We start from the raw sequence: 20,047 nt of genomic DNA on the forward strand, positions 1-20,047 counted from the left end.
AACCGCCCGCGTGCCGTCCACGGCTTCTACCCGCCGATCGTCGTCTACCAGGCCATGTTGGACAAGCTCAATCAACCCAATTCCTCAACTCAATAAATCGGTGTTGCACTTGGTGCTTGACTCCGCCAAGCCTTTTGCATTTCAGCGCCAGTACAGTGTGCGCGAGTGGGAGCAGCGTTTCTGGCACAAGCGGCTGTCCCACCCGTCGCTCGAGGTCTACGCCGCACCCATCGACACCACCATGGCGGTGTATGACAAGCGGCTCTACGATGGCGTGTTCTTCGAGGCGGTCCGGGTCGCCGGTGACTTTGGATGCCTCCACATGCCGTGGCATCCCCAGCTTGATCTGTTTGATGCATCGACTCGGCAGAAGTATCTCCAGGGAAATCGTTCCAGCTCATGGCTGAAAGATCGTTGAATTTGATGGTGGCGCTGCTTCTGGCGGCCACTCTGGTGGTCCCCGGGGGATACGCCTTCCTGGCGCTGGCGCTGTCGGTCGCGGGTTTGTCTTGGAGGGCCGGCTTGCTGCCGAGCTGGAAGGATGCATGGACCCGGCCTGGTGTGCGCTGGTTGGTGCTGGGGATCGCAGGCTACGTGGTGGCCTACGTGCTCGTGGGGATTGTGCATGGATACAAGATCCAGTATTACGAACCCCTGATTCCATTCTTCCTGGCGCCATTCATGTTGGCGGGAGCGAGGCGGTGGCTGCCCGCGCAGCGATCTGTCTGGTTGGGGTTTGCGTTCGGTGCGCTGCTCGCGGGTTTCATGGCGTGGTTTCAGGTCTACCACGAAGGGATTGCCCGTGCGCATGGGGCGCATGGAAACGCCATCCCCTTCGGTCACATTGCTCTGTTGCTGTCCGGTGCATCGTTGTGCGGCTATCTGTACTTCCATCGCCGCCAGGATCACTGGGTCTATCAGACGGTGTGTCTGGCCGGCGTGGGGGCCGGCTTTGTGGCATCGTTCCTCAGTGGCTCCAAGGGAGGGTGGTTCGCCATCTTCCTGATCTTTTTCGTTTGGGCCTGGCGCGTGACCGCACGCCGCCCCTTGCGCGTCAGATTGGCCTATCTCACGGCCATCGTTCTCCTGTTTCCCGCCTTGCTCTGGTTCGCGCCCCGGGAACTGGTCTGGGACCGTCTGATCGGCGGGCTCGATGGCGCCGTGCACTGGCTGAGCAATGGCGGTATCACGGAAGGTTCGGTCAGTATCCGTCTGGAGATATGGCGGTTTGGCCTGGCTCAGTTCTGGGAACGGCCTGTCTTTGGTTGGCCGCAGAGTGAAGCCATCAGCGCGATGCGTGCTCATCTGAGGCAGTTCGACATCAGTGATGTTCTGGCCAACCTGGGAACGTTTGACAACCTGCTGGTCGAAACCCTGATGTCAGCCGGTTTTGTCGGCTTGGCCGGGCTGGTCTGCTTGTTCGTCGGTGTGCTGACCACCTTCGGCGCCCGGTATCTGTCAGAGGACGATGACCATCGGGAGCTGGCATTGGCCGGCATGCTGATCACTGTGTTCGTGCTGGGTTACGGGCTCTCCGTCAATGTCCTGGGCATCAACGCCTTCCGCCAGGTGTATCTGTCTTGGGCCGCCCTCTGGCTGGCGTTGTCCCTTTGGTCACCTGCGTCCTGGATCCGACCGGACAAGTCTGGTTACACGGATCCCTCTCCCAGTTCCGGCGGGAGCTGATAGGCCCGGATCAATGTGGGCCAGTGAGCCTCTTCCGACCAATGTCGGATGGCCTGTCGCTGCGCTTCCTTGCGCAAGGATCTGAGCAGTCGCTCAAGGTTGGCCGATTTCCAGTCATCGCCAGGACGCACCCCGCATTTGTCGAAGTCGACAATCCACGCCAGACCGGTGTCGTCAAGCAGCAGGTTGTGTGCGTTGAGGTCCGAGTGGAAGACCTGATGGTCGTGCATGCGTCGTATGGCCCGGCCGACAGCCTCCCAGTCCGAGTCGGGCAGCGTGCTGACTGCCAGGCGCTGGACCAGGTTGCGGGTTCCAGGCAGCATGGCCACCATGATGTCGGCGCGGTAGGTAAGTCCCTTCGGGTCAAATCGTGCCGCCACGGGCGCGGGTACGGGCAGGCGCCAGTAACGCATCAGGCGGAGCAACTGGTACTCGCGCATGGCCCGGCTCGACGCTACCCGCGTCCCCATGAAGCGGTCCTTGCTGATCCTGGCCATCAGACCACCCCGGCGATAGTGCCGCAGCACCACGGACACACAGCCGCAATCGGTCAGGTGAACCTGCCCCCGGCCGCTGCCGGTGGCCATGGGCCGGGCATCGCCCTGATGCGGGCCAAGGTCAAAGTCGGCGGAGGCTACCTCGTCGGACAGACCCGGGTCCCACCAGACGACCCGCCCCTGGTGACTCGCCGTACGGATCGGGGTCAGGGCCGCGGGATCGTGATGCGCCCAAAGGGGGGCGAGCATGGCGAGTGTGCGTGCAGTAGCCCCCTGGTGCTGCCTGACCAGTGAGGCGGCGCGGTGGCCCATGCTCCTGAAAGGCCCGAGGTCGTGGCAGGCCATCTCGACCTGCTGCCGCAGTTCCTCAGCAGAGCGTACGCGCACCCCGGCACCCGCGGTTTCGATCAGCTGGTAGAGCTGTTCGAAGTTGTGGGTATGAGGGCCGAATAGGACCGGCTTGCCGAACACCATGGCTTCGAGTGCATTGTGTCCGCCGACATGGGCCAGACTGCCGCCGATGAAGCAGAGGTCCGCGCTCTGGTACCACTGCATCAACTGGCCCATGGTGTCGCCCAGCCAGATGTGCACGTCCTGGGTGGGTTGCTCACGTCGGCTGTGACGCGCGAAGGCGAGCCCGGCGCGCCCCAGATTTCGGGCGACATCGTCGAAACGCTGTGGGTGTCGGGGCACGAGCACGAGCAGCAACCGGGGATCCAGCCGAACCAGGTCGGGCCAGAACGACAGCAGGATGTCTTCTTCGTCCTGATGCGTGCTGCCAGCCACCACCACCAGTCTGCCATTGAATGCCGGTGAGTGCACGGTGGGGGGCTCGTGGGCCGGCATGTCGAACTTGAGGTTGCCGGTGCTGTGGCAACGTTCTGCGGGTACACCCAGGGCGATGTACCGGGCCTGGCTCTCCGGCTCGGCGGCGGCGACCCAGCTCAGGTGGGACCATGCCGGGCGGAACAGGCTGGCCAGTCGTCGGTAGCTACGGGCGGATCGCTCGGACAGACGTGCATTGACGATGACCACGGGAATGCATCGACGCCGGCATTGCCACAGCAGTTCTGGCCAGACCTCCCGTTCAATGAGGATGAGCATCCTAGGCTGAAGCCGGTCGAGGAATCGGGCGGTGGCGCCGGCGGTGTCCAGCGGAAGGTACACATGGCGGATCACGGCACCCCAGTGGTCCCTGAGCATCTGCATCCCGGTGGGCGTGACCGTGCTGACGGTCAGGCTGTGATCACGCCACTGATGCCGCAAGGCCTCGATGAGCGGACGTGCGGCCTGCACTTCGCCGGCGGAGGCCGCGTGTATCAGGATGCCGCCGGCGGCCTCCGGTGGGCACTCGATCATCCCCAGCCGCTCTGCCAGGCGTTTGGCGTACAGAGGTTCGCGCCGCCCTCGCCACCACAGCCAGCCGAGCACCGCGGGTACCAGCAGGCGAGCGATGAGCCGGTACAGTCGGTGCGTGGGGCTCAACGCCAGTGTTCCGCGACCCATGCCGTGGGCAAGACGCGCCGGTACCACTTGCCGCTGATGCCTGCGATGGCATCCGGCGGGTTGGGCTTGCCATGGAAGGCAATCACGCGGGCGCCAGGCGGGATCACCGGTGGGGCGAACCAGCCCATGATGCCCCGGCGCATGCAATGTCGCTTGAAGCTGCGGCACCATTCCTCCGGCCAGTAACTGACCTTGCCCTGGCGACCGAGGAAGCCCGTGATGAACTCCTGCTCGTTGCGCACCTCTTCGACCACCTTGGGGTAGCCGCTCCTGAGGTGGTCGAGGGCGTCGACATGGGCGCCCACGGTGAACAGGTACACCGAGGTGTTGCCGGTGCCGTCTTTCTTGTCCCATTCCTTGATCACCACGAATTCGCCGGGTTGATCGAAGAAGGGGTCCAGACTGTCGACGATGACGATGTCCAGATCGAGGAAGAGCGTCCGGCCCTCCAGGTCGTACAGGGGGTTGGCGAAGCTGGTGAGCTTGAGCCAGCCATGACCGAAGGTCCAGGGCTTGCGCTGGTCGAACTCGTCAAAACCGATCGGAGGAATGGGTTTGACTTCGATGCCGGGATCGATTCCCTGGGCGTCGTCGGTCAGGCAGACAAAGCGGAACGGTCGGTGCAGGTGCCGGCGAACCATGTTGTGCAGACGGTTGACGTACTCGGGGCCGTATTTCTTTCCCCACTTGATGCACAACACATTGACCGATTGCATGAGACCTCTAGGCTTTCTTGTCGACGACACCGGCCGGATCAGGCCTGCCGGTGTCCGGTCGGGCAGTTTAGCTCAGCTCAGCGGGCCAGCATCGCGTCGATCGGTCGCAGGTCATCGGGAGCGAGCTGACCGCTGGCCTGGCGCAGGCGCAGGCCGCCGAGCAGGACGTTGTAGCGGGCTTGCGCCAGATCGCGCTTGGTCTGGAACAGCTGGCTCTGGGCGTTGAGCACATCGATGTTGATGCGCACCCCCACCTGGTAGCCCAACTGGTTCGCTTCCAGGGCGCTCTGGCTGGAGGCTTCGGCCGCCTCCAGCGCCTTGACCTGCCCTTGGCCGGACAGGACGCCGAAGTAAGCGCTGCGAGTGGCCTGGGTGACGCCACGGCGTGCGGCTTCCAGATCGGTGCGCGCCTTCTCTTCCAGGGCCACGGTTTCCTTCACCCGGTTCTGGATCGCGTAGCCGGCAAACAGCGGCAGGTTGAACTGCAGGCCGATGGTACCGGTGTTGTTGCGGACGTAGCCCGGGATGTTCGCCGAGGACGATGGCGCGCGTGCGACCTGGTACTGACCCACCAGGTCAAGCGTGGGCTTGTGGCCGGCTTCGGCCTTGGCGGTCTCCAGTCGGGCGATGTCGAGCCCCTTGGCGGCTTGCTGGATGGTTGGATGGCGCTGTTCGGCTTCGCGCACCCAGGCTTCCGGATCGGCGGGGGACAAGGCGGGCAGGGCCACCGGCACCATCAGGGGCTTGGGGCTGACGCCGCTGCGGCCCACCAGTTGGTCGAGTGCCAGTTTCTTGACACGAAGGTCATTCTCGGCGGCGATCTCCTGGGCTTGCACCAGGTCGTAGCGTGCCTGGGCTTCCCGCGAATCGGTCACTGTGGAGGTACCCACCTCGAAGTTGCGCTTGGCTGCGGCGAGCTGCTCGGCCACTGCGGCCTTCTGGGCCTGCACGAAGGTCATGGTGTCCTGCGCCGCCAGCACATCGAAGTAGGCTTGGGTGGTGCGCACGATCAGTTCCTGCTCGGCGGCCTGAAGCTGGGCCTTGGCCACCTCGAGCGCCAGTTCACCTTGCTCGCTGGCCGCCCGGTTGGCCGGCCGGTACAGCGGCTGGCTGGCAGACAAGGTGACGTTCTGGCTGTTGAAGGAGCCGTCCAGTGCGTTGACCGAGCTGTTGCGGTCGTTCCAGTTGGCGCCCGCCGACACGCCCGCCTGGGGCAGCAGCCCGGCCTTCGCCTGCTCCGCACGGGCGAGGTTGGCTTCGTACTGCGACCGGGCCGACAGATAGGTGGCGTCGTAGGCACGTGCCGCCTCGTAGATTTCCACCAGGCTCTGGGCCTGCGCGGGCAAAACCATGCAGGCGGCCACGGCTGCGACAGCAGCCATGCGGACGTGGAACTGACGGTAGAGAGGACGGTTGGCGCGCAGGGCACTCATGGCAAATCCTTCGATGAACGGATAAGGGCTGACCAGGCAGACGCTGCTCAGTAAACGGGGACCGACGGGTCGCGCTCCTGCGACCAGGCGTGAATGCCGCCGTGGACGTTGACCACCTGCTCAAAGCCTTGCTGCATCAGGAAGTGAACCACCTGTGCACTGCGGGCACCGTGGTGGCACAGGCAGGCAATCGGGCGGTTCCGGTCCAGTTCCAGGTAACGGGCCGGGATGCTGCGCATGGGCATCTGGACCAGATCGAAGCCATCATCGGGTTTGACGCTGGCCATCTGGAATTCCCAGGGCTCGCGCACGTCCAGCACCATTGGTTTGACACCGGATTGCTCGTCGGCCAGGGCCTGAAGCCACTGCGGAAACTGGGCGGGACGGATGGAGATCATGGTGGCAGGTGGGTCAGAAGCGGAAGCGGGATGCTTGCGGGAAGTTGTGCAGGCGAGGAGCCACGGTGTCCCAGGGCTGTGCCGTCTGGAACGAGGTGTCTCCCACACGGGTAATGATCGTGGCGCGCATCACAGGTTCCTCGCCCACGATGGCGCCCAGTCGGCCGCCCGGTGCCAGCAACGACAGCAGTGCCGGCGGTACTTCGGCCACGGACCCGCTGAGCACGATCACGTTCCAGGGGGCTTCTGCCGCGCAAGCGGCGAAGCCGTTGGCGCACGCATCGGCCGCCCGCACATCGGCGTTGGTGATGCCGGCGCGCTGCAGGTTCTCACGGGCCGTGCGGGCCAGCGATTCATTGATCTCCAGCGAAACCACCCGGGACGCCAGGCTGGCCAGCAGGGCGGCCATGTAGCCGCTGCCTGCACCGATCTCCAGCACCTTGTCGTCCGGATGAATGGCCAGGTCCTGCAGCAGGCGCGCCTCGACCCGGGGAGCAAGCATGCATTCACCTTCCACGGCGGGCGAGGCCAGGGGCAGTTCCATGTCGACATAGGCCAGCGCCTGCTGGCCGGCGGGCACGAACTGCTCGCGGGGCAGTCGATCGAGCAAGTCAAGCACGACGGGATCCAGCACTTCCCATGGACGGATCTGCTGTTCGATCATGTTGAAGCGTGCGCGGGCCAGGTCGAGGGTGTCCTGAGAGGTCATTTTGATACTCCGGTGGGTATATTAGCCGATCCTGCCCCATTTTACCGGGGGGACCCTGACTCACCCCTGGCAGGCATGGGGTCGGCCACGGTGTCGCGGGGGCCCAGGCGGCGACGCAGCCAGGAGGCCAGATCATCCATGTAGCAGTACACGACAGGGACCACCACCAGGGTCAGGATGGAGGAGGTGATGACGCCGCCGATCACGGCCTGACCCATCGGAGCTCGCTGTTCAGAGCCCTCGGTCAGCGCAAACGCCAGCGGCACCATGCCGAACACCATGGCCAGCGTGGTCATGAGAATCGGGCGCAGACGAACCTTGGCGGCCAGCAGCAGGGCGTTTTCCCGGTCCAGGGGAAGCTGGTCATCAAACCCCTCCCGGGCGCGGATGGCGAAGTCCACCAGCAGGATGGCGTTCTTGGTGACCAGGCCCATCAGCAGCACGATGCCGATGACCGAGAACATGCTCATGCTCGACCCGAACATCATCAGCGCCAGCACCACGCCGATGAGCGTCAAGGGCAGCGAGGTCATCAGCGCCAGCGGTTGCAGGAAGCTCTGGAACTGGCTGGCCAGGATCATGTAGATGAAGATGATGGCCATGGCCAGCGCCGACACCGCGTAGCCGAAGCTCTCCTGCATGTTCTTGGTCGAGCCGCCGAACTCGTATCGGTAGCCGGGCGGGAAGGCAACCGTGTCCAGCGCGGCACGGACCTCTGCAGACACCTCGCCCAGCGAACGGCCATACACGTTGGCGCTGATGGCCACTTCACGGTTGAGGTTGCGCCGGTTGATCTGGTTGGGACCAGTGGACTCGGTGATCTGCGCCACCTGACCCAGCCGGACGACGCGCCCCTGACCATCGCTGCCGGTGCCGATCGTGAGCGGCAGTTGCTCCAGGTCGGCGGTCCGCTCCCGCTGGTCCGGCGCCAGCCGGACGTTCACGTCGTAACTCTCGCCGTCCTGGGCCCGCCAGTTGCCCACCGTCTGCCCCGCCACCAGGGTGCGCAGGCTGCTGGCCACCGCGGCCGTGTTCAGTCCGGCATCCGATGCCAGGTCACGCCGCAGGCTGACATCCACGGTGGGTTTGTCGGGCTTGAGGCTGGAGTCCAGATCGACGAGGCCCACGATCGGGCGGATCTTCTGCATCACTTCCTCGTTCAGCCGCGCCAGCTCGGTCAGGTCGTCCCCCTGCAACGAGAATTCCAGCTGCTTGTTGCCGCCGACCGGATCGAGCAGGCCGGCGTGGGTCACTGTGATCCCGGGCACGGTGCGCAGCCTCTCCCGCAACCGGGCCGACATGGCGTCGGCGCTGACCTGGCGGTCCTTCCGATCGACCAGGCGGACATAGATGCTGGCGTACATCTTGCCCTGAGCATTGCCGGTGTTGATGGTCGTCAGTGTGTACCGCACCTCCGGAAACTCGCGCAGGATCGCCTCCACCTGCCGCGCCTTGGTCTCGGTGGCCTCGAGCGAAGAGCCCACGGGGGTATGGAAGCTCACCGAGGTCTCGGAGAAGTCCGCCTTGGGCACGAACTCGCTGCCCAGCAGGGGCAGCAGGCCGATGCTGGCGATGAAAGTGACGACGGCCAGCGCCATGGTGGCCAGCTTGTGCCGCAGCGACCAGCGCAGCGCGCCCTGGTACTGCTCGGCCAGATCGTCCTGGACACGATCAAACCAGGCGGTGATGCGACCGATGGTGCGGTCATAGAGGGTCGCCGGCGGCAGGTGCTTGCCGTGCTTTTCAATCTCCGGATCGTGCCAGACCGAGGACAGCATCGGATCGAGCGTGAAGCTCACGAACATCGAGATCAGCACCGCCGCCACCATGGTGATGCCGAACTCGTGGAAGAACTTACCGATGATGCCGCCCATGAAACCGATGGGCAGGAACACCGCCACGATGGACAAGGTGGTCGCCAGCACCGCCAGACCGATCTCCTGCGTGCCATCCATGGACGCGTTGAACGGGTTCTTGCCCATCTGCACATGACGCACGATGTTCTCGCGCACCACGATGGCGTCGTCGATCAGCAGCCCCACCGACAGCGTCAACGCCATCAGCGTGATCATGTTGATCGTGAACCCGAACAGGTTCATGAAGAAGAACGTGCCGATCAGGGCAATCGGCAGCGTCAGGCCGGTGATGACGGTGGAGCGCCAGCTGTTGAGGAACAGGAAAACGATCAGTACCGTCAGCAGGGCCCCTTCGATCAGGGTCTGGCGGACGTTGTTGACCGACACCCGGATGGGGCGTGATCCGTCGGCAATCGGCTCCAGGCGGACACCGGCGGGGACCTCCGCCTGTAGCTGGTCAATGGCCGCCTTCAGGCCATCGGTCACGGCAATCGTATTTTCGTCCTGGGCCTTCTGCACCTGCAGCAGCAGCGTTCGTTCGCCGTTGTAGAGTGCCAGGCTCTCGACCTCCTGGGTGCTGTCGCTGATGCGCGCCACCTGGCCCAGCCTGACAGGCTGACCATTGCGGCGAGCCACAATCACGCTGGCAAAGTCCTGCGGGTTCTGCTGGCGCGAGAGCACCTGGACCACGCGCTCGCGTTCGTCTGTCTTGAGGGTTCCGACCGGCAGGTCCTGGTTCTCACTGCGCACCGCAGCCACCACCTGCTCTGTCGTGATACCCATGGCCTCCATGGCCGAAGGGTCCAGATCGATGTTGATGGCGCGCCGCGTGCCGCCGACCAGGCTCACGGACCCCACCCCCCGGACGTTTTCCAGCCGCTTCTTGAGGGTCTGTTCGGCCCAGGTGGTCAGTTCGACGGCACTGGGTGCCTGACCCTGGGCAGAAGCTTGCGGCAAGACCGCGACGGACCAGATCGCCCGGCTGGCGGGATCGAAACGCAGCACGCGCGGTTCATCCACCTCATCCCGGAAGCTCGGCCGCAGGATGGCGATCTTCTCGCGCACGTCCTCGGCGGCCTTGCGGCCATCAATGTGCAGCTGGAACTCGATGATGACGACCGATTGCCCTTCGTAGCTGCGCGAGGTCAGCGCATTGATGCCGGCGATCGTGTTGACCGATTCCTCCACTTTCTTGGTGACTTCGGACTCGACGATTTCGGGTGAGGCGCCGGGGTAGGTGGTGGTGACCACCACCACCGGAAAGTCGATGTTGGGAAACTGGTCGACTTTCAGTCGCTGGAAAGAGAACAGCCCCAGGACCACGAATGCCACCATCACCATGGTGGCAAAGACGGGATTGCGCAACGAGACGCGAGTGAACCACATGGCGTTCGCTCAGGGTTGGCCGTTGGCCTTGGGGGCGGCGTCTCCCGCCTTGACCGCGGTGCCTTCCCGGATCAGGCCGGCGGTGGCCCGCAGGATGGGCGTGCCGGTCTCCAGACCGGTCTGGCCGCTCACATCGACCATGGGCTCGTCACCCGCCATGCCCTGTCGCTGCAACTGCACCGCCACGTGAGCGACCTTGCCATCACGGACCACCTGTACGTAGGGCACGGGCTTGTCATTGCGCACCGCCGACAGTGGGATGGCTGCCACCTCCTGCTGGCCCGTGAGGATGTCGCCCTGCGCGAACAGGCCTTGCCGCATGCCGTCCTGTGCCGCCACTTGCAGGTACAGCAACACGCTTCGGCTGCCGGTCTGGACGCTGGGGTTGATCCGGGCCACCCGGGCCTCGACCGGTCGGTCCAGTCCTTCGATGCGCAGGCGGGCGGTCTGCCCGGCGGTCACCCGCGCCGCAGCTGCCGGCGACAGGGCCACTTCCACCTCGAAGGCCGACAGATCCACCATTTCCGCAATCCGCGCATCGACGCCCAGCCGCTCCCCGTTCTGGGCAAGGCGCGCCGAGATCTGTCCACTGAGCGGCGCCTTCAGCACCGTGTCGGCCAATGCCTTGCGGGCGATGTCCAGTGCGGCCAGCGCGGCCTGGTGGTTGGCCTGGGCGGCGGCGAGGTTGGCGCTGGAGGTCTCCAGCGCGGTGGCTGAAATGAATCCCTGCCGCACCAGAGCCTGGTTGTTGTCCTGGGTGCGCTGGGCAATCGCGACCTGGGCCTGCGCCGCGTGGGCCTGCTGCTCGGCCTGGCGGACCCGGGCCTGCGCGTCGGCGCTGTCGATGCGGGCAATGACCTCACCGGCACGCACGGCTTCGCCCTCACGCTTGACGAAGTCCTGCAGTTCGCCGGCCACCCGCGCCTTGATCTGCACGGTCTGAAGTGCCTTCAGGCTGCCGGAGACCGGGACCGTGCTTGACAGGGATGTCTTGTTTACCCGCACCACGTCCGATGAGCCAAGTTCGAACACCGGTGCCTGCTGGAGCTGGGTGGCGGCCTCGTTGGCCACTTTCTGCTGCTGGGCGCGCTTGCCGATCGCGCGCGCAATGCCCAGGGCCAGTCCAAGCACCAGCAGTGCCAGCAGGATCCAGCGCAGCCGGGAGGTCCGGCGAGGGGTTGTGTTCATGAGGATAGGGTGTGTGGCGTGGCCACCAGGCCATGGAGGATGAGATCGACCTGGGTGTCGATGAACTGAACCGGATCGATCTCACGCGTGGATGGGCAGCATGGGCCCAGCGAATGCTTCCACATCAGCAGGAAGATCATGGGTGAGATCAGGCTGTAGACGGCGTAGTCGAGGTTGGTCGGGCGGAAGTCTCCCCGGCTGATTCCGCGCTCAAGGACGCGGCGCAACAGACGGTCTCCGGGTTCGATCACTTCATGCTCGTAGAAAGCCGCGAGTTCGGGGAACATGCGCGCCTCGCTCATCACCAGCTTGGTGATGCCGGAGGCGGGCGTCATGCCGATCCGTTCCCACCAGGAGTGCAGGCAATAGCGCACGAGATCGGCGCTGCTGCCGTCAAAGGCCTCCAGCTCCTGGTTCCATTCGTCGAAACGGCCAGCGATGTTCTCGCGCACCACCGCCTTGAACAGGTCTTCCTTGCTGGGGAAGTACAGGAAAAGGGTGCCTTTGGAGACGCCCGCACGGGCGGCCACCTCTTCGACGCGGGTGGCGGCAAACCCCTTCTCCACGAACAGGGTCAGCGCGGCATCCAGCAGTTCGCCAGGGCGCGCTTCCTTGCGCCGCTCGCGGCGTGGGCGGGCAGCATCGTGCTCGGATTCGTGGTCGGCAGGGGAGGTAGGCATATTACTGACCGGTTGGTTATTAATATACCCCAAAGCCAACAGGGGCGCTAGCCGAGGCGAATGCCGACGCGCCGAATCTGGCCACCTTCCATGGCCCGCACGCTCAGTTCGGCCTGCCCCAGGGCCACGCTGTCACCGACCACGGGCGGGCGGTGCAGTTTTTCGGTCAGCCAGTGGCCCAGGGTCTGGGAAGGCTCGCCGGGGACCGGCAGACCGTAGAAGGCACACAGGTTGTCCATGGTGGTTCCGGCGTCCAGCACGAAGTCGCCGAACACCTGCCGCACCTGCTGCTCGTCGTCGGGGTCCGGCAGGGTCACGCCCAAGCGCCGGGCGCTCCAGGCAATGGTCGAGCCTTGCAGCAGCAGCGATGCCAGCACGACCACGAAAGCCACATTGAAATAGGTTTGTGCCCCCGGAATACCGGCCATCACCGGGAACACGGCCAGCACAATGGGTACCGCGCCGCGCAGGCCCACCCAGGAGATGAAGGCGATCTCGTTGCGTGCAAAGCGCATGGGTGCCAGGCACAACCAGACGGACAGCGGGCGGGCGATCAGCATGAGCACCATTGAAATACCCAGCGCGGGCCACAGGGTCTCCAGCAGACGTGTGGGCGTGACCAGCAGGCCCAGCAGCAGGAACATGCCGGCCTGGGACAGCCAGGCGTAACCGTCCATGGCCGACAGCGATGACCGCACCAGACGGCGGGCGCGGTTGCCGATGATGACTCCCATCGCGTAGACCGCGAGAAAGCCGGAGCCGCCCAGCCAGGTCACGCCGGCAAACACCGTCAGCCCGGCGGACACCAGCAACAGGGCGCGGATGCCTCCGCCGCCGTCTTCGCCACGCCCCAGGCGCTTGAGCAGTTCGGCCATGCCAAATCCGGCGGCCAGGCCCAGAGCAGCCCCCCAGCCAAACTGAAGCAGGAGGGATCGCAGGACCTCCATCGGGCCGACCGTGCTCGGGCCTCCAGCAGCCACCGCCAGCGCCACGCCAATGCAGGTCAGTGTCAGGTAGACCGCCATCGGGTCGTTCATGCCGGATTCGATTTCCAGCGTGGCCGCCACCCGCTCATTGAGCCGCACGCCCGAGGACTTGAGCAGGGAAAACACCGCCGCGGCGTCGGTGGAGCCGACGATGGCGCCGACCAGAAGGGCCAGCGGCCAAGACAAGTCGAGCAGCCAGTGGGCCGCCGCACCGGTGAGGCCCGCGCACACCACCACACCCACCGTGGCCAGGCACAAGGAGGGTTTCAGTCCGGTGCGAAAGGTGTCGAAGTCGGTGCGCAGACCCCCATCGAGCAGGATCACCGCCAGCGCCACGTTGCCGACCCAGAAGCTCAGGCGGAAATCATCGAAGACCAGGCCGCCGGGCCCGTCCTCGCCCGCCAGCACGCCCACCAGCAGGAACACCAGCAGGAAAGAGAACCCGGCGCGTGCCGAGAACACGCCCGCCAGCACGCTGATGAACACCAGGCCGGCAGCCGCCAGCAGGGGCAGGGTCAGGAAATCAAGTGACAGGGACATGCCCCGACGCTACCAGAAAGCCGCCGGGGCACTTGAGCTTTGTCCCTGAAAACCGCCGATCTGCGGGGCAGTGTTCAGTTGGCAAACGCCGCAATCCCCGTGATCGCGCGGCCCAGGATCAGCGCGTGCACGTCGTGCGTGCCTTCGTAGGTGTTGACCACCTCCAGGTTCACCAGGTGGCGGGCGACTCCGTACTCGTCGCTGATGCCGTTGCCGCCCATCATGTCGCGGCTCATGCGGGCGATCTCCAGCGCCTTGCCGCAGCTGTTGCGCTTGAGGATGCTGGTGATCTCCACCGCGGCGGTGCCTTCGTCCTTCATGCGGCCCAGGCGCAGGCAGCCCTGCAGGCCCAGGCTGATTTCGGTCAGCATGTCGGCCAGCTTTTTCTGGATCAGCTGGTTGGCGGCCAGCGGGCGGCCGAACTGCTGGCGGTCCAGTACGTACTGGCGGGCGCGGAAGTAGCAGTCTTCGGCGGCACCCAGCGCGCCCCAGGCGATGCCGTAGCGGGCGCTGTTCAGGCAGGTGAACGGGCCCTTCAAGCCGCGCACCTCGGGGAAGGCGTTCTCTTCCGGCACGAAGACCTCGTCCATGACGATTTCGCCGGTGATCGAGGCGCGCAGGCCGACCTTGCCGTGCACGGCAGGGGCAGAGAGGCCCTGCCAGCCTTTTTCCAGAATGAAGCCGCGGATCTGGCCGCCGTCGTCCTTGGCCCAGACCACGAACACGTCGGCGATCGGGCTGTTGGTGATCCACATCTTGGCGCCGCTCAGGCTGTAGCCGCCGTCGACCTTGCGGGCGCGGGTGATCATGCTGCCGGGGTCGCTGCCGTGGTTGGGTTCGGTCAGGCCGAAGCAGCCGATCCATTCACCCGTGGCCAGCTTGGGCAGGTACTTCTGTTTCTGCGCTTCGCTGCCGAACTCGTAGATAGGCACCATCACCAGCGAGCTTTGCACGCTCATCATGGAGCGGTAGCCGGAGTCGACGCGCTCGACTTCCCGCGCCACCAGGCCGTAACAGACGTAATTCAGACCCGCGCCGCCGTATTGCTCGGGGATGGTCGGGCCCAGCAGGCCCAGTTCGCCCATCTCGCGGAAGATGGACACGTCGGTGGTCTCGTTGCGGAAGGCCAGCTGCACGCGCGGCAGCAGCTTTTCCTGGCAGTAGGCACGGGCGGCTTCCTGCACCTGGCGTTCGTCGTCGGTCAGCTGGGCGGTCAGGTGGAAGGGATCTTCCCAACTGAAGGTGTTCTTGGTCGATGCCATGGGGTGGTCTCCGTGAAATGAATGAGGTGGATTGTCGTGCCGCCATGAATAGCTGTCTAATATCGATTGACGATTGATCAATACATGGATTGAATTGATGGAGTTCCGTCACCTGCGTTGCTTCACCGTGCTGGCCGAGGAGTTGCACTTCGGCCGCGCGGCCCAGCGTCTGGCGATGACCCAGCCGCCCCTGTCGATGGCCATCCAGCAGCTGGAGGCCGATGTGGGTGCGCGCCTGTTCGATCGCAACAGCCGTGGCGTGGCCTTGACCGCCGCCGGGCAGGCCTTTCTGCCGCGGGCACAGGCCTTGCTGGAACAGGCCGCGCAGGCTGCCCGTGAGGCGCGCGACGTGGGGCAGGGGCTGGCCGGACAGTTGCAGATCGGCTTTGCCGGCACGGTGCTTTATCGCGGCCTGCCGCAGGTGCTGCAGTCGTTTTCGACGGCGCACCCCCGGTTGCGACTGGTCTTGCGGGAGCTGTCCAGCAGCGAGCAGCTGGTGGAACTGGTGCACGACCGGCTGGATCTGGGTTTTGTCCACACCACGCGGGTACCGGCCGGCTTCTCGCAGATTCTGGTGTCCAGCCAGCCGTTCATGGCCTGTCTGCCGGCCAGTCATCCGCTGGCTGCTGCCGGGCGACTGACGCTCGACCAGCTCAGGGACGATGCTTTTGCGATTGTCATGCGGGCGGTGTCGCCCGACTATCACGACCGTATCCTTTCCGCCTGCGCCGACGCCGGGTTCGAGCCAGCGCTGGCCTTCGAATTGCGCCACTGGCTCAGTGTCGTGTCCGTGATCGCCCAAGGGCTGGGCGTCGGTCTGGTACCCGCCGCCTTGCAGCAGGCCGGGCTGCCTGGCGTGGTCTTTGTCCCGCTGCAGCAGCCACTGGCCCCCTACGACACCCATTGCCTCTGGCGGACCGGGCGGGATGAGTCGGCATTGGGGGCATTCCTCCAGGCGGTTCGCATGGCCGCGCAGCCCGGGCATGATGGTGGCCCGGCATGAAACGAAGCGGAGAGATGACGTGAGCGATTCACAGACCCTGGTCCTTGGCGGTGGCTGCTTCTGGTGCACCGAGGCGGTGTACAAGGAGGTGCGCGGCGTGCTGGATGTGGAATCGGGCTACAGCAACGGCCAGGCCCAGCAGCCCAGCTACGAGGACGTGTGCACCGGCACCACCGGTTGCAACGAGGTGGTCAGGCTGGTGTACGACCCCTCGCAGGTGAGCACCCGTGAGCTGCTGGAGATTTTCTTCGTCATCCACGATCCGACGACCTTGAACCGACAGGGCAACGACGTCGGGACACAGTACCGCAGCGGCATTTACGTCACCACGCAAGAGCAGCGCGCTACCGCCCTGGCACTGATCGGAGAGCTGACTGCCGAGAACGCGTTTGGACGCCCGGTCGTGACCGAGGTTCTGCCGCTGCAGAACTTCTGGCCAGCCGAGGACTACCACCAGGATTTCTTCGAGCGCAATCCGTTCCAGGGTTACTGCATGGCGGTGGCGGCCCCGAAGGTGGCCAAATTTCGCAAGACCTTTGCCCGTCTGGCCCGTTGATCATGCCTGCTGCAGGCGGGTGCGAATCCTTGGCCACAGCACGATGATCGCCAGACCACCCAGCACCAGCCCGCAGGCGGCCAGCTTCCAGCCCGGCAGCGGTTCACCCAGCATCAGCGCCGATGAGCCCATGCCGAACACCGGCACCAGCAAAGCCATTGGCGTGACCGAGGCTGCGGGGTGTCTGGCCAGCAACCAGTTCCAGGCGCCGTAGCCGAAGAGGGTGTTGCCGATGGCCTGCCACAGCACGCTGGCCCAGATCAGCATGTCTGCCTTGGTCAGGGCTTGGCTGATGGCAGATGGTCCTTCCATCCACAGCGACAGTGCTAGCAGGGGAGGTACGGCAAACACGCTGCTCCAGACCATGAAGTGCAGCATGTTCACCTGACCGGCCTGTTTGACGACCAGGTTGGCACAGGCCCAGCAGAACCCGGCGGCCAGCACCAGGGCCACACCGGTGGCTGTGACGTCGGCATCCAGGTGCATGCCGATGACGCCGAGTCCGGTCACAGCAAGCATCAGGCCGGCCAGCTGGAACGGCCGCACGCGCTCCTTCATCAGGATCAGGGACATGCTGATGGTGAAAAACACCTGCATCTGGACCACCAGCGACGCCAGCCCGGGCGAAATGTGGCCTTGGATCGCCAGGAACAGCAAGCCGAACTGCCCGACGCCCAACAGCACACCGAAGGTTGCCATGGTGCGCCAGCCGGTGCGAGGCCTCGGCACGAACAGCAGCCAGGGCAGCGCCGACAGCGCAAAGCGCAGCGTGGCGAACAGAAAGGGCGGCAGCCCATCGAGTCCCCAGCGGATGACCACGAAGTTGGTGCCCCAGACGAAGACCACCGCGAGAGCCAGCAGCAGGTGGGCGAGGGGCACGTGAAACTCCTGGAGCAAAAGGGCTTGCCAGTGTAGCCATCTCCCCTGGAGGAGGCTGCCCGGATGCGACAGTCAGCGACCTCGGATGGCTTGCGCCATGGCCTGGGTGTTGGTGCGCATCATGGCCACGTAGGTGCCGGCCGGCCCGCTGGCGTCCGACAGGGCGTCGGAGAACAGCTCGCCCGCGGGCTTGACGCCGGCTTCGCGGCCGATCTGCTCGATCAGTCGCGGGTCGGAAATGCTCTCGACGAACAGGGCCTTGGTCTTTTCCTTCTTGATCTGGCGCACCAACTGGGCGACACCCTTGGCCGAGGCTTCGCTGTCGGTGCTCACGCCCTGCGGCGCCAGGAACTTCACGCCGTAGGCCCTGGCGTAGTAGCCGAAGGCGTCGTGCGAGGTGATGAGCTTGCGCTGCGCGGCCGGGATGGTGGCCCAGATGGCCTTAATCTCGGCGTCGAGTGCCCGGAGCTGGTCGGTGTAGGCGCCGGCATTCTTCTGGTAGGTGTCGCAGCCGGCAGCGTCGGCCGCGCACAGGCCCTTGGCGATGTTGGCCACGTAGGTGATCACGTTGGGCACGGCCTGCCAGGCGTGCGGGTCGGCCCCTCCGTGGTGATGGTGGTGGTCATGCTTTCCGCCTTTGTGGTCGTGGTCGTCGCCCTCGCTCGGCAGGGGCTTGATGCCTTGGCTGACCAGCACCGGTTTGCCCTGGTACCCGGCGCTGTCCAGCAGGCGCTGCATCCAGCCTTCAAAACCCAGGCCGTTGGCGAACACCACCTGGGCCTGCGCCACCTGTTTCGCGTGCGAGGGCGAGGGCTGGAACACGTGTGCGTCGGCGCCGGGGCCGACCAGCACGTCCACCTGCACACGCTCGCCACCGACCTGACGGACCAGGTCGCCCAGGATGCTGAAGCTGGCCACGGCCTTGACGGGGGCGCTGGTCTGGGCGTGGGTCAGCGGTTGAAAGGCCAGGGCGCCGATGGCGGCCAGGGCGGCGATGGTGTGGCGGCGGGGGTGCAGGTTCATGGGGATCTCCAGACAAGAGAAGGGATGGGAGCGAAAGGAAACGGGTCAGGCCCTCAGGTGGCGGGGGTCGGTGGGACGCTGGCGCAGCACGCCGTGCGGTGCGAAGGCCATGGACAGCAGGTACACCCCGCCCAGGCCGAGCACGATGACCGGGCTGGTCGGCCAGTCGGCGTGGTAGGACAGCAGCAGGCCGGCGATGGACGTGCACAGCGCGATGCCGGTGGCCACGGCCACCAGCGGGCCGAGGCGCCGCACCCAGAAGCGCGCGCTGGCGGCCGGCAGCACCATGATGCCCACCGCCATCAGCGTGCCCAGCGCGTGGAAGCCGGCCACCAGATTGATCACCAGCAGGGCCAGAAAACCGACGTGCGCCACCGCGCCGAGCCCGCTGACCTGGCGCAGAAAACCCGGGTCCAGGCATTCCAGGATCAGCGGCCGGCGGATGAGGAACAGGGTCGCCAGCGTCACGCCGGTGATGACCCAGAGCAGGGCCAGCGCCGAGCCGTCCAGCGCCAGCACGGAGCCAAACAGCACGTGCAGCAGGTCCACGTTGTTGCCGCGCACCGAGACGATGAGCACGCCCAGCGAGAGCGAGATCAGGTAGAAGGCCGCGAGGCTGGTGTCCTCGCGGATCAGGGTGTTGCGCGCCACCAGGCCGGCGCCGATGGCGACCGCCAGGCCGGCCACGATGCCGCCCACCGTCATGGCCGCCAGCGACAGGCCGAACAGCAGGTAGCCGATGGCCGCGCCCGGCAGGATGGCGTGCGCCATGGCGTCGCCCATCAGGCTCATGCGCCGCAGCATCAGGAACACGCCCACCGGCGCGGCCGACAGCGCCAGCGCGATGCAGCCCAGCAGGGCCTGGCGCATGAAGCCGAACTCGATGAAGGGACCGAAGATCAGGTGGCTTTCGTTCATGGGGTGGCCTCAAGCGCAGTCGTGATCGGGTGCGGGTGGCGAGGCCCTGCGCCGGGCGCGCCAGCCTCGCATTCGCCGGCCCGCTCGTCGAACGGTTCGTGCAGCGACTGCGCGCGGGCCCAGTTCGCGTCCGTTAGCACCTCGGCGGTGGCGCCCCAGGCCACCGGCTCGCGCGCCAGCAACAGGGTCTGCGGAAAGTGTTCGCGCACCTGGGCGATGTCGTGCAGCACGGCGATCACCGTGCGGCCCTGGCTTTGCCAGCCGTGCATCAGGGCCAGAAGGTCGGCGGTGGTGCGCTGGTCCACTGCCGCAAAGGGCTCGTCCAGCAGCACCACGGGCGCGTCCTGCAGGATCAACCGCGCGAAGCGCGCCCGCTGCAGTTGCCCGCCCGATAGCGTGTCCAGTCCACGCGCCTCGAAGCCCGAGAGGCCGACCGCCGCCAGCGCGGCGTCGCAGCGCTGTCGGTGCGCGGTGGTGAAGCGCCCGAGTGCGCCCACTTCCCGCCACAGGCCGGTGGCGACCATGCCGCGCACATCGATGGGGAAGCTGGCGTCCAGTTCGCTGTGCTGCGGCAGCCAGGCGATGTGCTCGCGCTGCAGGCCCTCGATGTGGCCCGACAGCGGCGTCAGCACGCCGGCCAGCGCCTTGATGAGCGTGCTCTTGCCGGCGCCGTTGGGGCCGACCACAGCCACCAACGCGCCCGGCGTGATCTGAAGGCTCAGGTGGTGCACGGCCGGGTGGCGTTCGTAGCCCAGCGTCAGGTCACGCAGGTGAATGGTACGGGTCACGGGGGTCATGGGCACGGTCTGGCGCTACACTGTTGCA

General features: G+C 65.8%; 18 protein-coding genes. 4 read left to right on the forward strand and 14 right to left on the reverse strand.

Annotated features, from left to right (window positions below):
* Positions 1 to 112 precede the first annotated feature (112 nt).
* Complete coding sequence (locus ACFQNJ_RS18255; RefSeq protein ID WP_382260105.1) at positions 113 to 418, forward strand: hypothetical protein; 306 nt, start codon at positions 113 to 115, stop codon at positions 416 to 418.
* A 5-nt stretch (positions 419 to 423) separates the two neighbouring features.
* Positions 424 to 1,686 carry an O-antigen ligase family protein gene (locus ACFQNJ_RS18260; RefSeq protein ID WP_382260107.1) on the forward strand — a complete coding sequence of 421 codons (1,263 nt, stop codon included), beginning with the start codon at positions 424 to 426 and terminating at the stop codon, positions 1,684 to 1,686.
* On the opposite strand, the gene ACFQNJ_RS18265 is transcribed toward ACFQNJ_RS18260, so the two are convergent.
* The 10 genes from ACFQNJ_RS18265 to ACFQNJ_RS18310 all read right to left on the reverse strand — a co-directional run bounded on the left by ACFQNJ_RS18265 (position 1,650) and on the right by ACFQNJ_RS18310 (position 14,843).
* A complete protein-coding gene (locus tag ACFQNJ_RS18265) occupies positions 1,650 to 3,668 on the reverse strand; it encodes a 3-deoxy-D-manno-octulosonic acid kinase (protein ID WP_382260109.1) in 2,019 nt (672 codons plus the stop codon). The genes ACFQNJ_RS18260 and ACFQNJ_RS18265 overlap by 37 nt on opposite strands.
* Positions 3,665 to 4,405 carry a glycosyltransferase gene (locus ACFQNJ_RS18270; RefSeq protein ID WP_382260111.1) on the reverse strand — a complete coding sequence of 247 codons (741 nt, stop codon included), beginning with the start codon at positions 4,403 to 4,405 and terminating at the stop codon, positions 3,665 to 3,667. Before ACFQNJ_RS18270 ends, ACFQNJ_RS18265 begins: the two co-directional genes overlap by 4 nt.
* 77 nt (positions 4,406 to 4,482) lie before the next feature.
* The gene (locus tag ACFQNJ_RS18275; protein WP_382260113.1) at positions 4,483 to 5,838 is read right to left on the reverse strand and encodes a TolC family outer membrane protein; all 1,356 of its coding nucleotides are present in this window, start codon (positions 5,836 to 5,838) and stop codon (positions 4,483 to 4,485) included.
* A gap of 47 nt (positions 5,839 to 5,885) precedes the next feature.
* Positions 5,886 to 6,236, reverse strand: coding sequence for a rhodanese-like domain-containing protein (locus ACFQNJ_RS18280; protein WP_374641059.1), 351 nt, complete (start codon positions 6,234 to 6,236; stop codon positions 5,886 to 5,888).
* 13 nt (positions 6,237 to 6,249) lie between these two features.
* On the reverse strand, positions 6,250 to 6,945 hold the full coding sequence (locus tag ACFQNJ_RS18285) for a protein-L-isoaspartate O-methyltransferase family protein (protein WP_382260115.1): 696 nt from the start codon (positions 6,943 to 6,945) through the stop codon (positions 6,250 to 6,252).
* 41 nt (positions 6,946 to 6,986) lie between these two features.
* Entirely contained in the window at positions 6,987 to 10,187 is a 3,201-nt protein-coding gene (locus ACFQNJ_RS18290) for an efflux RND transporter permease subunit (protein ID WP_382260117.1), read from the reverse strand.
* Positions 10,188 to 10,196: 9 nt separating this feature from the next.
* Complete coding sequence (locus ACFQNJ_RS18295; protein ID WP_382260119.1) at positions 10,197 to 11,375, reverse strand: efflux RND transporter periplasmic adaptor subunit; 1,179 nt, start codon at positions 11,373 to 11,375, stop codon at positions 10,197 to 10,199.
* A complete protein-coding gene (locus ACFQNJ_RS18300; RefSeq protein ID WP_374641063.1) occupies positions 11,372 to 12,055 on the reverse strand; it encodes a TetR/AcrR family transcriptional regulator in 684 nt (227 codons plus the stop codon). Before ACFQNJ_RS18300 ends, ACFQNJ_RS18295 begins: the two co-directional genes overlap by 4 nt.
* Positions 12,056 to 12,102: 47 nt before the next feature.
* Positions 12,103 to 13,581: a potassium/proton antiporter gene (locus tag ACFQNJ_RS18305; RefSeq protein WP_382260121.1), complete on the reverse strand. Its 1,479-nt coding sequence runs from the start codon at positions 13,579 to 13,581 to the stop codon at positions 12,103 to 12,105.
* A gap of 74 nt (positions 13,582 to 13,655) precedes the next feature.
* Entirely contained in the window at positions 13,656 to 14,843 is a 1,188-nt protein-coding gene (locus ACFQNJ_RS18310) for an acyl-CoA dehydrogenase (protein WP_382260123.1), read from the reverse strand.
* 97 nt (positions 14,844 to 14,940) lie between these two features.
* On the opposite strand from ACFQNJ_RS18310, the gene ACFQNJ_RS18315 reads away from it, so the two are divergent.
* Together ACFQNJ_RS18315 and msrA are read left to right on the forward strand one after the other, a co-directional pair.
* A complete protein-coding gene (locus ACFQNJ_RS18315) occupies positions 14,941 to 15,846 on the forward strand; it encodes a LysR family transcriptional regulator (protein ID WP_382260125.1) in 906 nt (301 codons plus the stop codon).
* Complete coding sequence (gene msrA, locus ACFQNJ_RS18320) at positions 15,830 to 16,402, forward strand: peptide-methionine (S)-S-oxide reductase MsrA (RefSeq protein WP_382260179.1); 573 nt, start codon at positions 15,830 to 15,832, stop codon at positions 16,400 to 16,402. Before ACFQNJ_RS18315 ends, msrA begins: the two co-directional genes overlap by 17 nt.
* On the opposite strand, the gene ACFQNJ_RS18325 is transcribed toward msrA, so the two are convergent.
* From ACFQNJ_RS18325 to ACFQNJ_RS18340, 4 genes are all read right to left on the reverse strand, one after another.
* Positions 16,403 to 17,281: an EamA family transporter gene (locus tag ACFQNJ_RS18325; protein ID WP_382260127.1), complete on the reverse strand. Its 879-nt coding sequence runs from the start codon at positions 17,279 to 17,281 to the stop codon at positions 16,403 to 16,405. It lies immediately after the preceding gene.
* A gap of 72 nt (positions 17,282 to 17,353) precedes the next feature.
* Positions 17,354 to 18,304, reverse strand: coding sequence for a metal ABC transporter substrate-binding protein (locus ACFQNJ_RS18330; RefSeq protein ID WP_382260129.1), 951 nt, complete (start codon positions 18,302 to 18,304; stop codon positions 17,354 to 17,356).
* Positions 18,305 to 18,349: 45 nt separating this feature from the next.
* Complete coding sequence (locus tag ACFQNJ_RS18335; protein ID WP_382260131.1) at positions 18,350 to 19,222, reverse strand: metal ABC transporter permease; 873 nt, start codon at positions 19,220 to 19,222, stop codon at positions 18,350 to 18,352.
* Entirely contained in the window at positions 19,219 to 20,019 is an 801-nt protein-coding gene (locus tag ACFQNJ_RS18340; RefSeq protein WP_382260133.1) for a metal ABC transporter ATP-binding protein, read from the reverse strand. Before ACFQNJ_RS18340 ends, ACFQNJ_RS18335 begins: the two co-directional genes overlap by 4 nt.
* Positions 20,020 to 20,047: the final 28 nt, after the last annotated feature.

Source organism: Hydrogenophaga bisanensis (genome assembly GCF_042665135.1).
Lineage (GTDB): Bacteria > Pseudomonadota > Gammaproteobacteria > Burkholderiales > Burkholderiaceae_C > Hydrogenophaga > Hydrogenophaga bisanensis.

Coding starts and splice junctions, on each gene's coding strand:
- ACFQNJ_RS18260 (WP_382260107.1), top strand. CDS start 424: ATGGTGGCGCTGCTTCTGGCGGCCACTCTGGTGGTCCCCGGGGGATAC.
- ACFQNJ_RS18270 (WP_382260111.1), bottom strand. CDS start 4,405: ATGCAATCGGTCAATGTGTTGTGCATCAAGTGGGGAAAGAAATACGGC.
- ACFQNJ_RS18275 (WP_382260113.1), bottom strand. CDS start 5,838: ATGAGTGCCCTGCGCGCCAACCGTCCTCTCTACCGTCAGTTCCACGTC.
- ACFQNJ_RS18280 (WP_374641059.1), bottom strand. CDS start 6,236: ATGATCTCCATCCGTCCCGCCCAGTTTCCGCAGTGGCTTCAGGCCCTG.
- ACFQNJ_RS18285 (WP_382260115.1), bottom strand. CDS start 6,945: ATGACCTCTCAGGACACCCTCGACCTGGCCCGCGCACGCTTCAACATG.
- ACFQNJ_RS18290 (WP_382260117.1), bottom strand. CDS start 10,187: ATGTGGTTCACTCGCGTCTCGTTGCGCAATCCCGTCTTTGCCACCATG.
- ACFQNJ_RS18295 (WP_382260119.1), bottom strand. CDS start 11,375: ATGAACACAACCCCTCGCCGGACCTCCCGGCTGCGCTGGATCCTGCTG.
- ACFQNJ_RS18300 (WP_374641063.1), bottom strand. CDS start 12,055: ATGCCTACCTCCCCTGCCGACCACGAATCCGAGCACGATGCTGCCCGC.
- ACFQNJ_RS18305 (WP_382260121.1), bottom strand. CDS start 13,581: ATGTCCCTGTCACTTGATTTCCTGACCCTGCCCCTGCTGGCGGCTGCC.
- ACFQNJ_RS18310 (WP_382260123.1), bottom strand. CDS start 14,843: ATGGCATCGACCAAGAACACCTTCAGTTGGGAAGATCCCTTCCACCTG.
- ACFQNJ_RS18315 (WP_382260125.1), top strand. CDS start 14,941: ATGGAGTTCCGTCACCTGCGTTGCTTCACCGTGCTGGCCGAGGAGTTG.
- msrA (WP_382260179.1), top strand. CDS start 15,830: ATGGTGGCCCGGCATGAAACGAAGCGGAGAGATGACGTGAGCGATTCA.
- ACFQNJ_RS18330 (WP_382260129.1), bottom strand. CDS start 18,304: ATGAACCTGCACCCCCGCCGCCACACCATCGCCGCCCTGGCCGCCATC.
- ACFQNJ_RS18335 (WP_382260131.1), bottom strand. CDS start 19,222: ATGAACGAAAGCCACCTGATCTTCGGTCCCTTCATCGAGTTCGGCTTC.
- ACFQNJ_RS18340 (WP_382260133.1), bottom strand. CDS start 20,019: ATGACCCCCGTGACCCGTACCATTCACCTGCGTGACCTGACGCTGGGC.